Origin of the sequence: Pseudoduganella lutea (assembly GCF_004209755.1) — a bacterium.
Lineage (GTDB): Bacteria > Pseudomonadota > Gammaproteobacteria > Burkholderiales > Burkholderiaceae_D > Rugamonas > Rugamonas lutea.
Map to the genome: position 1 here is coordinate 6,570,762 of NZ_CP035913.1, position 12,270 is coordinate 6,583,031.

General features: G+C 55.9%; 10 protein-coding genes and 2 pseudogenes. 9 read left to right on the forward strand and 3 right to left on the reverse strand.

The window, feature by feature from the left end:
• Positions 1-5 precede the first annotated feature (5 nt).
• Complete coding sequence (locus EWM63_RS27705; protein ID WP_229487535.1) at positions 6-1,424, forward strand: conjugal transfer protein TraH; 1,419 nt, start codon at positions 6-8, stop codon at positions 1,422-1,424.
• Positions 1,425-1,458: 34 nt separating this feature from the next.
• Entirely contained in the window at positions 1,459-4,266 is a 2,808-nt protein-coding gene (locus tag EWM63_RS27710; RefSeq protein ID WP_130189406.1) for a conjugal transfer protein TraG N-terminal domain-containing protein, read from the forward strand.
• Position 4,267: 1 nt separating this feature from the next.
• On the opposite strand, the gene EWM63_RS27715 is transcribed toward EWM63_RS27710, so the two are convergent.
• Positions 4,268-4,576, reverse strand: a complete 309-nt coding sequence (locus tag EWM63_RS27715; protein ID WP_130189407.1) for a hypothetical protein — start codon at positions 4,574-4,576, stop codon at positions 4,268-4,270.
• On the opposite strand from EWM63_RS27715, the gene EWM63_RS27720 reads away from it, so the two are divergent.
• From EWM63_RS27720 to EWM63_RS27730, 3 genes are all read left to right on the forward strand, one after another.
• Positions 4,575-5,144 (forward strand): hypothetical protein, encoded by a 570-nt coding sequence (locus EWM63_RS27720; RefSeq protein WP_130189408.1) that lies wholly within the window; start codon positions 4,575-4,577, stop codon positions 5,142-5,144. The two genes, EWM63_RS27715 and EWM63_RS27720, sit on opposite strands and share 2 nt — an antisense overlap.
• 16 nt (positions 5,145-5,160) lie before the next feature.
• Positions 5,161-6,159, forward strand: a complete 999-nt coding sequence (locus EWM63_RS27725; protein ID WP_130189409.1) for a S49 family peptidase — start codon at positions 5,161-5,163, stop codon at positions 6,157-6,159.
• Between the two features lie 76 nt (positions 6,160-6,235).
• A complete protein-coding gene (locus EWM63_RS27730; RefSeq protein ID WP_130189410.1) occupies positions 6,236-6,625 on the forward strand; it encodes a GntR family transcriptional regulator in 390 nt (129 codons plus the stop codon).
• A gap of 275 nt (positions 6,626-6,900) precedes the next feature.
• Here EWM63_RS27730 and EWM63_RS27735 read toward each other — a convergent pair.
• A pseudogene (locus EWM63_RS27735) lies at positions 6,901-7,215 on the reverse strand (transposase); the annotation flags it as partial.
• Positions 7,216-7,462: 247 nt separating this feature from the next.
• On the opposite strand from EWM63_RS27735, the gene EWM63_RS27740 reads away from it, so the two are divergent.
• The 4 genes from EWM63_RS27740 (at position 7,463) to EWM63_RS33205 (ending at position 10,625) form a co-directional block, all read left to right on the forward strand.
• On the forward strand, positions 7,463-8,359 hold the full coding sequence (locus tag EWM63_RS27740) for a tetratricopeptide repeat protein (RefSeq protein ID WP_165390960.1): 897 nt from the start codon (positions 7,463-7,465) through the stop codon (positions 8,357-8,359).
• A 28-nt stretch (positions 8,360-8,387) separates the two neighbouring features.
• A complete protein-coding gene (locus tag EWM63_RS27745) occupies positions 8,388-8,831 on the forward strand; it encodes a hypothetical protein (RefSeq protein ID WP_130189412.1) in 444 nt (147 codons plus the stop codon).
• Positions 8,828-9,910 carry a hypothetical protein gene (locus EWM63_RS27750; protein WP_130189413.1) on the forward strand — a complete coding sequence of 361 codons (1,083 nt, stop codon included), beginning with the start codon at positions 8,828-8,830 and terminating at the stop codon, positions 9,908-9,910. Before EWM63_RS27745 ends, EWM63_RS27750 begins: the two co-directional genes overlap by 4 nt.
• A 325-nt stretch (positions 9,911-10,235) precedes the next feature.
• A complete protein-coding gene (locus EWM63_RS33205; protein WP_503826255.1) occupies positions 10,236-10,625 on the forward strand; it encodes a transposase in 390 nt (129 codons plus the stop codon).
• A gap of 153 nt (positions 10,626-10,778) precedes the next feature.
• Here EWM63_RS33205 and tnpC read toward each other — a convergent pair.
• A pseudogene (gene tnpC, locus EWM63_RS32620) lies at positions 10,779-12,223 on the reverse strand (IS66 family transposase); the annotation flags it as partial.
• Positions 12,224-12,270: the final 47 nt, after the last annotated feature.

Sequence of the window (12,270 nt, forward strand, 5' to 3'; positions counted from 1 at the left end):
CTACGGTGAGCAAACTTGCAAAGTGGATTGGTGCGGTATCGCTCGCTGGCGCGGTGTGCGGCGGCGCGCGCGCGGGTGACCTGAACGCGGCCATCGAGACCATGTTCAACGACCTGGGCGCCATCGGCAACTATACGGCGCCAGGGGCGTTCAAGGGACAGGTCTTCAACACTTACAGCGGCGGCAGCCTGATGCTGCGCAGCCAGAACAAGACCTACCAGCTGATGGCGATGGATTTCCCGACGGTGAAAGCCGGCTGTGGCGGCATCGATGTGTTTGGTGGCTCGTTCTCGCATATCTCGGCTGCCGAATTCAAGAACATGCTGAAGAACATCACCGCCGCACTGCCCGGTGTGGCCTTCCAGCTGGCGCTGGAGTCTGTGTCACCCCTGCTGGGTGGCGTGACGAAATGGACCAAGAATCTGGAGAGCATGCTCACCCAGGCGAACATCAGTACCTGCAACACGGCGAAGTCGCTGGTCAGCTCGGCGATGGAGGCGACTGGAGTGAGTGGTGACAGGTTATGCGAGGACCTGGCAGTGTCGCTCGGCCTGGAGTCCGATTATGCGGCTGCGAAGCAGCGCTGCCAGACTGCGAAGCCTTCCGTGTTTGCGACCGCTCGGGGATCGTCTGATCCGCAGGTGCAGAACAAGGCACCGTTCGTCGGAAACCTCACATGGAAAGCATTAAAGCTTGCCGGCACCAACCTCGATGATCAAGAACGTGAGCTGATCATGAGCCTGGTCGGCACGGTGGTCTTCTATGAAGACGGACGCGTTGCGACACCGGTAGCACCGACCATCACCTCTATCAATCGGCTCTTATACGGCACATCGGGTGCGGCCGGTGGCAAAGTGATGCAGGAGATCTTGAGGTGCAATAACTACACGGAGTGCGATGCGGTCACGATTCAATCCAATTACGCCCATACGCCGTTTACCGTAAAGGTCGAACAATTGATGCGCTCCATCGCGACCAAGATTCTCACCCGCACGCCGATTCCTAATAATTCTGCCGAGATCGGCTTCGTAAACCAAACCACTGAGCCGGTGTACCGCATGCTATCTGTCACGACATCCGTGCCGGGCTCCAGCATCACGGAAGACATGATCACCCGGTTCCGGGAACTGATCGCGGCAGATTATGCATATGTATTCCTGGAGAAAAATCTACGCCAGGGAATTCTGGCACTGGATAAGGACTACACACTGAGCTCCGCGCAAGCGTTACGTGCCAAGGAACTTCGGCAGCGCGCGCAAGATTTGCTTGTAAACGTCTCTCGAGAGAAAACGCAGCTCTACCAAAAAGTTGGGTCCCTGAACGCAATTACGAATAGCCTTGAACAAGTAGAGCGCCAGATGCGAAGCGCAATGCCTCAGCACGTGCTCGACATGCTCGGCCGGCACGCGGCGTATATGAAGTGATCCAGGAGATACTCGTCCTCAGTGGGAGCCGGACATGTGGGAAATTTACGCATACCAGAACAACGAAAGTCTGTTCGGAATTTTCAATGCGATCGCAGGCATTTGCGGTTCAGACTCATACCTCAGTGCACTCGCCCTGGTCACAGTGTGTGGCTTTTTTACTGCCATGGTCGCATATGCGATTGCGCCCCAAAAACTGCAGGGCTGGTACTGGTTGGCATCGATCACGTTAGTCCTTTCGGTATTGTTCGTCCCGAAGGTGACAGTGGGCATTATCGATAAAACAGGTGGAAGTGCGGTAACCATCGTCGACAACGTACCCTTCGGCTTGGCCGCACTGGGTTCGCTATCGAGTACAGTCGGCAATACGCTGACCGAGCTGTACGAGACCGCAATGCAGTATCTTCCAGGGATTGCTGGACTCCCAACGGAACTGAGCTACCAGCGCAACGGTCTTCTGTTCGGCAACCGGATGATCCGGGAAACTAGCCGAGTTGTGTTCGACAATCCGAACTTCCGAACAGACCTGATCAACTTCATCAACAATTGCACGATGTACGATCTGGCCTCCGGCGATCTTGCGCCAGATGTTTTCGCCAAGTCGGCTGACGTTTGGTCGTTAATGGCCACACCGAATCCGGCCCGGTTTACGCCAATTTCCGATGGCGCCAGCGGGATGACAATTGCGCCATGTACGGCTGCGTACACTACCCTGAATGGCAGACTCCCGGCTCAATTGAGCCACATTCAAGGGCTGCTGGCTGGTCGCATGAATCCAACGTTATCAGGAGCGGTAGCGGGGGCCGTCATAGCGGGCCAGATCCAGCAGGCGTATGTAAAAAATCGCATCGCCGATGCAGCCTCCACAGCAGCAGATCTCATTCGACAGAATGCGCTGATCAATGCCATCAACGATGCATCGATGCTGGCTGGGCAAAAAATCAACGATCCCGCTTCCATGCTCCTCGCCGTAGGAAGGGCGCAAGCAATGGCACAGACCAATGCCGCCTGGATCAACAACGGAAAAGTGGCAGAGCAGGCACTGCCAGTGATCCGAAATGCAATAGAAGCCATTTCGTATGCGCTCTTTCCGATCACGATCTTGCTGCTGATGCTCACCAGCGGCCGTGAAACCACGACGGCGGTGAAGAACTACATTTCCCTTTTGATCTGGATTCAGTTATGGCCGCCGTTGTACGCCATTCTCAATTACATGGCGATGATCTACGCCGCGAAGGACTTGGCAGCAGCGGCTTACGTAGGAAGTGGTGCTTACTCGCTGTCGTTGGTCACAGCGCCCTCGATATATTCAGGCGCCGTATCCGGCGAAGCGGTCGTCGGGTATATGACCATGAGCATTCCATTGATTGCATGGGCTGCCCTGAAGCGAATGGAAACCCTAGGAAGCGCGCTTGTCTCTGGTGCGCAATCGCTGCAGTCGCTACTGACGACCACGTCATCCAGTGCTTCCACTGGTAACGTCTCATTAGGGAACACTTCCATGGACCAGGTGGCACTTGCCCCAACGCGGAGTTCCGCATTCTTCAGGAGCAAACAGGACGACGTAACGGGCAATACCTATACGTCGAATTTGCTCAGCGGCCTTACTGCCGCCAAGGCTCTTGCCAATGAAGGGCCTGTATCGCGGGTGGTGGATGCGAAGGTCACGCAACAGCATGTTGAAGCAGCCTCGCGGTCGGTGGCTACGGCGAAAGCCGAGTCAGTGGCGGCGTCCCACGACCGGGCTGCAGCATTGAGCGATGCCCTAATAAACGTGAGTGGTCGCGTTTCCTCGCAAAGCCGAACTGACGGAACCTCGACAGCGAACAGCGAAAGCATCGGTCAGAAGGTCGGCGAGTTGATGCAGATTTCCAAAGCTGTTGCCGCTTCGACGGGGGCAAGCGAACAACAGGTGGCCTCGGTCGCATTCGGAGGATCGTCATCGGTCGGAGTTGGCGTCCCCGGTGCACTGAAGAGGTACTCCCCGGTAGATGCGCAGGCTCAGACCTTCGGCAAGGGGGGCAAGGATTATTCGGCTGCGATTCAGAAGCAGGACCAGCTTATCGATAGCTCGATCAGCAGCGAAGACAAGGCAAAATTCAAGGCTTTTGCCGACACGATAACGAGAAGCTCGTCATCTCTCTCCACGGTGTTGAGCGACAACCGAAATGGCAAGGAAATTTCGTCCCGCCTTACCGAGTCGACTGCGCGGAGTGAACGAGCGGAAGCGAACCTGCGGAAACAATCCGAATTTTCCGAAAGCCTTACATCGGCATATCAACGAGGAGAGACGATCAGCAAGGATTTGGCAAAGGATCCCAGAAACATCGGGCTCTTCGAGCAGCTTCTTCAGGACGAAGCAGGGGGAAGTGCTGCGGCATTGGTGCGGCTCGAATCCTTCCTCGGCAATATCACGCGTACGCCGGTGCCTGTATCTGGCGCCAGCCGTCTTCCCACGTCATTTAATGATGTGCAGGAAGAATACCGGCATTCAAGGAGCGAACAGCCGTCCGCGGCGGATGTTGGTGAGGCGATGGATCGATATCGGGACCAGGTGATAGGTCGACCTGCACATGGACACGCTGCGCGCCCCGGGAATTCTCAGGAGCAGGAATCACCGTTGCGGAAAGATATTGATAAAACTAGTGATGAGCTGCAGGCACGTGTCGATCAGCAAAGAAAGCGGTTCGATGCCGAGGGCGTCTCTAGGACTGAAGGAAACCATGTGGCAACCGATCGATCATTGTTCGGAAAGGCGACTACCCAGATGAAAGAAGACCCTGACGTCGTCGCCCGCAAGCTTAAGGAGGTCATGGGTAAGATCGAGCGGGGCTGGAAATGAGTCAGCGCCGTGATGGGTAATCGCTGTCGATGCGCAGGTCGCCGCGGGAATCGAAACCAAAGAGGGAGTCATTGTGGCAGCCATCATCGTCGTCTTCATGGAGGCACTCCATCCGGGAACGGGTCAGCCAGACAAGGAAGGTAAGGCCCAGGTACAGCGCAACCAGAGCACCGGCAACTAGTCCACCCGCCAAAAGCGGAATGGTTGCCAAGCCAACCTTGACCATGGCCCAGCCGGCGATAAATCCGGCACTTGCAATCAGAAGAATGTGCTTTAGCATGTGCAGTACCCTCGAAAGGAGGTTCAACATGACTACCAGTTTCCTGGCGTTGGCAGCGGCAAGCGTACTGATCAGCACGAACGTGCACGCAGTATCCTTGGCTGGCCGTCCTACTGATGACAGCGTGTGCGACCTAACACCGATGACAAACTACCGGCTAAGCCAGAAGGTTTTCGTACCTGCAGGAAGTAGCGGGGTTCCGGAGATTTATACGCGACTTGCTCTGCAGTTCATCACCTCCCAATGCAAGAACGGGCAGATCCTACTACTTCACTCGGACCTGGGGAACTCGGAAGACGAGCAGACATTCCGCGCAGTCACTGATGAACTATGCAGCGCTGCTGAAGTTAGCCGGGCTGCAACCGAGACCGTTGAGTATCCCCATTCGTTTCAGGTTAGGTGCCGCCTGATAAAAATTCAAGATGCAAAACAGCGGCTGGCCGCAGCCGAGCGATCGAAGCCCTTGGAGCTGATGATTAAAGAAGGTGCGCCTCCTAATGGTCACGCTGATTCAAGTGAGAAGCCGGCTGGTAAAGAGGAGTGCGGTGGAAAGATCACGTTCGGCAGTTTGCTCGGGCTAGGTGGACATTGTCGTTGAAACCTGGAGGTACCAAATGGGTCCGGAAAAAGATGAGTTTGAGCGTGGCTTGCCGCATGAATCGTTGGTGCGATTGGTTGCCGACCTTCATGCACAGAATATTGCTATTCGCGAGGAACAGCGGCAAGCGGCCAAAGAACGCAGATCGGACCGTCGATGGGGGATCGGATTCAAGGCAGTGCTGGTGTTCGTGCCCGTTGTCGCTGGTGCGATGTTCCTGGCAAGTTCGACTGGGTTCTCGCTTGGACCCTATCAGGATGTGGTCGGCGTCGTGCATATCCAAGGTGAGATCGCACAGGGTATGTTGGCGTCCGCTGACAAGGTGGTGCCGGCGCTGGAAGACGCGTTCTCCGACAGCCATGTCAAGCATGTGGTACTGGCTATCGACAGCCCCGGTGGAGCACCTGCAGAAGCAGAGCGCATTGCCCAGGCGATCATGATCCTGAAGAAGCGGCATCCGAAGCCTGTGACGGCTGTCATCGGCAATATGGGCGCATCGGCCGCATACATGACTGCAATGCATGCGGACCGCATCGTGGCCGGCAAATACAGCTTGGTCGGATCGATTGGCGCCATCATTGCACCGTGGCGCCTGGACCAGGCAATCGCACAATTTCATGTGTCGCAGCGGGTCTATGCATCCGGAAAGCTCAAGGCATTCCTGAACCCCTTCACGCCGGTGTCCGAGGAGTCCGACGCCAAGGCGCAGCAGCTGGTGAGCCACGTGGGCGACTTGTTCGTGAAAGAGCTCTTACGGCAACGCGGCTCACGCTTGAAGCAGCATGTGGATTTCGGGACCGGTGAGATCTGGAGCGGCGAGGAAGCAAAGGCACTTGGCCTGGTCGATGAAATCGGCAGCCTTGAATCGCTGGTCCGCAATTCGCAGTCGGTCGAGACATTCAACTTCGGGCCAAGGGAATCCACGCTCACCCGCTTTGCTACCTCAATGGGGCGCGCCATGGCAGACACCATCGTCGGTATGTCGGGCTGGCAGTGGAGCTCCAGCCTGCGCTGATCGTCGGCAAGGCATCACACGCTCTGCACAATGCACCAGCCCCAAGCCAGGCGTTCAATAAGCACCGAGATCAAGCATGGATCCTGACCATCAACTGTTCTCGATCGCTACAGATTCCTCGCTACCCATCTATCGGCAGTTGATGGAACAGGTGCGGCGCCTGATCGCCGCCGGGGTGCTGGCTCCAGACGATATCCTGCCTTCCGTGCGTCAGGTGGCGCGGACACTGGCGGTCGATCCGATGACGGTCTCCAAGGCTTACCGCTTGCTGGAAATGGAAGGCGTACTCGAGCGCGTCCGCGGGCAGGGCATGCGGGTGGCGCTACGGCATATTGACAGGCATGCGCAGCGGGAGGCGCTGCTGCTGCCGTCCCTGAAGCAGGCAGCACGCGAGGCGCGCCAGTTGGAACTGGACGATCATACGAGTTTGGAACTCTTCAGAAAAGCCTTGAACGAGGAAGAGTGAATGTCGACCCTTGTACGCCTTGGTTCAAAGCGCAGGTCCGAATAACTCAAGCGTCGCGACCGCGTTTGTCGGATCTGCGGACATGGCCTGCGGTTCCACTCCACTTGAAGCCTCGGCGTGACTTGCTCCCGCCTGGATCATTAGCCCTGCATAAGCCAGCGTACGCGTAACCAGTTCTTTAGCGGCGTTGTATCTTTCGATTTTTCGAGCCGGCACAATCCTCTCCGAGCTCAACGACACGGAGCAGGAACCGGTTATAGGTGCGTGCCGGTCGTCACCGCCAGATGCTTCTGGCGCCGACTGACAGTGCTGAAATCGGGGACTTCCCAGTCCAGGCCGGCCAGCTTGAGCAGGCTTTGCGCCATGCCCATCGCCTGGCGCAGCACCAGATTGAACAGACCCTTGATGGTCAGGCAAAACTGAATGGCCGACTCGCTGTATTTTGGACTGCGGCCCCGTTTGCCGCTGGCACTGCCGTGCCAGCGCATATCCTTGTCGAGCCAGATGAGCAGCTATCCACGCGCTTTCAATGCAGCGTTGTAGTCTTTCCAACTGGTCATTCGGGACTTCGGTTTCGAAGGAGCACTCATGCTGTCAGTTTACAGGGAGCCCTTCTGGCCTGCTATACGGACTGATTTGTGCAACAAAGCCATGCAGTATTGCTTATATGTCCCTGTCTTTACCGCTGCGCATTATTTTAAAAAACTTCTGTTGGACTTCGTTTTGACTTATGTATAGCATATCAATGCAAGGAGCAGATCTGGTCATCGCTGCTTTGGCGCAGGCTCCACATCAGTTGTGTAATGAAACGGTATGAATTACGTGGAAGGAATGAGTATGAGCGTTTTTCAGAGCTTGCGATTCTTTCTGCGGAAGAGGCCACCAATCGCCGGAGTACCGGACATCGAGACTCAGACGGGAATGCCAATTAGCGCCGAAGATGCGCTTTTGGTTGAAAAATATCGATTCGCTAACAAACATATGTCGGACGCTTATGCTCTAGCTGTTTCGCTTCAGCACCAACGCCGCTTTGAAGAAGCAGCAAGTGCGTTTGAACTGGCTGCCGATTTGGCTCAACCGATCTATGGCACAGAATCGCCGCAGTTTCTAGAAATCACGGATGGCCGGGTACGATTGTTATTGCTGAAAGGTGAGAAATCAGCAGCACTTGCGATGGCCAGCGATGCTCAAAAATCGCGAAAAAGCTGTTTTGGTGCTGAGAGCACTGAATACGCAGAGGGTTTGGATGCACTAGCACTAGCCTATAAGAGCATGGGGCAAATCGATGTTGCCGAAGACCTTCAGAGGCAAGCCGTTGCCTTATTCGATGCGATTCCAGGTCGACAGGATTGGCACGGCCGGGCAATCGGCAACCTCGTAGGCACACTGATTCAGAAAGGGGCGACCCGAGAAGCTTTACCTCTACTGGTTCGGGCGCTCCAAACGAAGGAATGTATCCTCGGCCCAATGCATCCTAGTTTAGCCCATACCTTATCGAATATCGCAGTCTTGGCCGCTACAGCCGAAGCCTACTACCTCGCTGAGCCGATTGCTGAACGTGCCCATGCAATTCTTCAGGCCAGTTTCGGGCCAAGTCATCCGGATACTATAAAAGCTAAGGACCTGCTGAGTCAGATTAAAAATGACGTCAGGCAAAAAGCCGCGACGCGTAGCTTGGAGGACAATGTCAGGTCAATGGAAAAAGATTTTCTTTCCACGCGCCAGTCTATTTAAAGCGCAAGATCAAAAAAAGGATTATCGTATGACGACCATTGCATCGCTTTCAGACGACGCGGCGGAGATTCTTGAGCCGAATCTCCCATTCTTCCGCACGGATCCGGACGATAAAGGCCGGTATATGGTCGGGCCGGCTGCCCTTGAAGCTATCGCCTGGATGGCAACAACTATCGTGTTGCCGCTTCTCATGGTTGGGCTGAGCGAAGTTGTGAAAACGTACGTTAAAAAGTGGATGGAAAACAAAGAGCTTGATGTGCCGCTCGCACCACCGCCGGATGCCGTTCTTGGAGAGATTAATGATCTACTTGCGAGTTCTTCGCAACTGAATTTATCCGAAGCGCAGACGGCGGTTGCAGTAAAAGTTGTCGCGGACTATCTGGCGTACCGGGGTTGGCCGGCAACGTTTGCGAGCGCAGATGCAACGGCGATTGTGAACACCATTAAAGGAAAAATCGGGATGATGGCATGACACTCGATGTGATCGATAGGGTTATTGCTCGCGAAGTTGGCGAACTGTGTTGGCATTTTGCTTCGAATATCGACCCGAAACTGAAGCCGATCATACGGGCCGAAAAGCATAAGCAGATATGGGCTCCACCATTCGATGAGCAAATTGCGCAAATAAGAGAGCTTGACCCGATTGTTCACTATCCAGTTCTGTTCTTAGACAGTGACAGGCGGCTTGATTCGATTCATGGCCTTGTTTATGGTCCGTCCTATGGCGAATCAGTGCCTCTTTCGAGGTACCTAAGCCATTTGCGGCGTTTTCTGATTTTGCAGCTGACAGGGGGGCACGAAACCGCACTGAATCTGGCGATGCGCGGGATACGCGACTATGCGAAGAACGTCAGTCGGGACGAATTGCTCACGCTTCTGGATCTGATCTGGAACGGACGCTGGTTCGTGGGGAGTTTTGAATGGGGTCTGGTGAGGTTGAGTGCTCTGACCGACAGTGTACCGGAAAACCTGTCGGCGCTTCTCCTCGATCATGCGAAGTTACAAGCGCAGGCCATTGATATCATACAACACGAGCGGCAGATAAAGGCTTCAGCTGAAACAATCGAAGAATGGTTAGCTGGTATATATGATTTTCTTCCCAGGGTTCACTCAACGCTCTATCTTCTCCGCAAGGCGCTCGAGGTACAACATTCGGATGAATTAGAAAAGCTCGACAGAATGCTGGATGAGTTTCAAGCGGACATCGGAACTACGTTGCTCCTAGCTACTGAAAAAGATGCCATTGTAAATGAATATGTCATTGAGCCGATCGAAAAGCACGAGTCACTGGATGGGGCGCTAAAGGAAATTCGAGGAATAAGCCGTGGCCGCACCATAATCCCGCACAGGTGGTATAAAGATGCTGAGCAATTAATACGATCCCATCGGTCGACGCGAAACGCCGACGATTTAAGCTCGTTGAACGCCGCTGTTATTGCAGCGGTTCGACGACAGTTTTCCCAACCCGAGGCTGCGGCAGCTGTTGGCAGGGCGGTATGTATGGATCAAGACCCATGGATGGCGTTTGCCCAGTTTTGGTCAGGTAAATGACTCTTAAAACGCGCGAGTACTTTCGGATGCCTTAACATGTCGGCTAAGTCGGTAGAGTGCCTATGGGCGCTCAAGTCGTGCCGTTAAAGACCAGGACCATGGTCATATTTTCTATCGCGGCAGTTCTGGTATCACTTTTTACTGCTGCCCCCGGTGGCATGGTGCTAGAACACAGATCGCGCATCCCTGGAATGGTAGAGGCGTTATCTTTTGCGGTTGTCATGGTTCGGAACCTTAGTATTAAGGCCACCTCGAAAAACCTCAGCCGATGCTCGCCGGATGGGTAAATCCTGACATCTGAACCAAGCCAGCGAGTGCCGTCATGATGACGCCCCGGATCAGTCTATTTCCCGAGCAGGAGCGCGAAGACCGACGCGCGAAGCTGGGGGATCCGCTAGTGGGCTTGACCGAGCGTGTGGATTTCGAGGCCTTGGCGGCACGGATCGATGCCGCTGCACCGCGTCCATCACGCGCCAAGGGCGGTCGACCGCCGTACCCGACGGTCCTAATGATCAAAATTCTGGCACTGCAACAGCTCTACAACTTGGCCGATGACGCGCTGGAGTATCAATTGCTGGACCGCCGCAGCTTCCTACGGTTTCTGGACCTGACCGAGAGGAGCAGCGTCCCGGATGCCAAGACAATCTGGCTGTTCCGCGACCGCTTGGCGCAGGCAGGCGTGAGCAACCAGGTAATCGAGCCGGTCCAGCAATAGCTGCTGGCGCAGGGTTGTCTGGCGCGCTGCGGCCAGATCGTCGACGCGCCGCTCGTGCAGGCTCCGGGTAAGCGATCACGCGACGGCGCGTATACTTCGCCCGGCCAGGTCATGCAGGTCAGACCGTAGCGGATTGGTCGCAAACAGCTGCTTCTAGATCCGTGGCGTGAGCTGATGCACCATGGACGCCGGATGTTGGCCGACACGCTGCAGCACTTCCACGAAGTAGTCGTACGGATTGATGTCGTGCAGCCGGCAGGTGGCCATAAGGCTCTGCACGACGCCAACGTGTCGCGCGCCCAGCTCGGTCCAGCTGAAGAGCCAGTTCTTTCTGCCCATCGGAATGACACGCAGCGCCCGCTCGAGGCGATTCGTGTCGATCGAGACCTCCGGGTCATCCAAGAAGACAGACAGGCCAACTCGGCGATCGCGGATATATCCCAAGGCGCCAAGGAATGGGCTGCTTGGCAGGAAGCCCCGCTTATCGAACTGCTCGTCGATCCAGGCGAAGATCCGCTCAAGGACCGGTTTTGATTGTTCCTGCCGGCGCGCGAGCTTGGTTTGTCCGGTAAGGCAATCGTCGCGAATCTGCTGCTCGATCTTGTAGAGAGCGGCGATCGCGTGCAGTGCCTGATCGGCTTGCGCCGGCTCGATATCCCTGGCATCAAAAATTTTACGGCGTGCGTGCGCCCAGCACTGCGCGTGTGTGTCCCGGTCGTCTTCGCGTAATGCGCATACGCGCTGTAGCCGTCGCTCTGCAAGACGGCGCCATCCGGCCGCTGCAGGCCAAGCGCGGTTTCGACGTGCTTTGCCGCCCGGCTGGGGTAGTAAAGGAAGCAGATTTCATCCTGCTCGCCCACGACGGGCCAGAAATACGCTGCCTTCATCTTTCCTGGACCGGCTCGCCCTGCCTTGATCGGCGTTTCGTCCATCGCGATGACCCGCGAGCGCCGCACTGACTGCAGCTGGGCTTTGAAGATCATCTCGATCAGCGATACCGCGGCCGGCATCAGCTTCGTGATCCAGGCACGGCTCACGTTAATGCCAGAGTCTTTCAGCTTAACGTGCTGGCGGTACAAGGGCTGGTGGTACGCGAACTTGTCGATGATCATGCCGGCAATGAAGCTGACGTCAGCACGGCAACCGTCCAGCACGCCTACCGGAGCAGCAGGACATGACAGGGTTTGATCAGCGCGCAACTTGATGACAGGACGAACGTACTTGAGGATTACGTAACTACCGGGACGCTGGGCCAGGCGATAGCTGACCTTCTCGCCGATCACCTCGAAGTCGGCCGGGTCCAATCCTGACGCCTCGTTATTGCCCACAGCGATGATCTCGACTGGTACCTTCGACTCGTCAAAGAACAGGGACGCGTCATCATTGCCATCGATGAGATTCTGCTTCTTGTTCTTGGGTGCACGCTCATGCGCCGCGATTCTGGTCGTTTTGGCGGCCGCCACGTCATCGGGAACGACGTCGAACGCCTCGCCCAGCGTGCCCTGGACGCCTTCCGGTTCCGGCATCCGACGCTCGCTCCTCTGGCCGAAGATCTGCCGCTGGAACCACGCCACCTGGCGGCGCAGACGGATGATTTCGCGTTCCTTCGCGTCGAGCAGAGCACTCATCTGCGGCATGGTCAATC

Excerpts from the sequence above, each read along its gene's own strand:
- EWM63_RS27710 (WP_130189406.1), top strand. The coding sequence starts at position 1,459 with ATGTGGGAAATTTACGCATACCAGAACAACGAAAGTCTGTTCGGAATT.
- EWM63_RS27720 (WP_130189408.1), top strand. The coding sequence starts at position 4,575 with ATGACTACCAGTTTCCTGGCGTTGGCAGCGGCAAGCGTACTGATCAGC.
- EWM63_RS27715 (WP_130189407.1), bottom strand. The coding sequence starts at position 4,576 with ATGTTGAACCTCCTTTCGAGGGTACTGCACATGCTAAAGCACATTCTT.
- EWM63_RS27725 (WP_130189409.1), top strand. The coding sequence starts at position 5,161 with ATGGGTCCGGAAAAAGATGAGTTTGAGCGTGGCTTGCCGCATGAATCG.
- EWM63_RS27730 (WP_130189410.1), top strand. The coding sequence starts at position 6,236 with ATGGATCCTGACCATCAACTGTTCTCGATCGCTACAGATTCCTCGCTA.
- EWM63_RS27740 (WP_165390960.1), top strand. The coding sequence starts at position 7,463 with ATGAGCGTTTTTCAGAGCTTGCGATTCTTTCTGCGGAAGAGGCCACCA.
- EWM63_RS27745 (WP_130189412.1), top strand. The coding sequence starts at position 8,388 with ATGACGACCATTGCATCGCTTTCAGACGACGCGGCGGAGATTCTTGAG.
- EWM63_RS27750 (WP_130189413.1), top strand. The coding sequence starts at position 8,828 with ATGACACTCGATGTGATCGATAGGGTTATTGCTCGCGAAGTTGGCGAA.
- EWM63_RS33205 (WP_503826255.1), top strand. The coding sequence starts at position 10,236 with ATGACGCCCCGGATCAGTCTATTTCCCGAGCAGGAGCGCGAAGACCGA.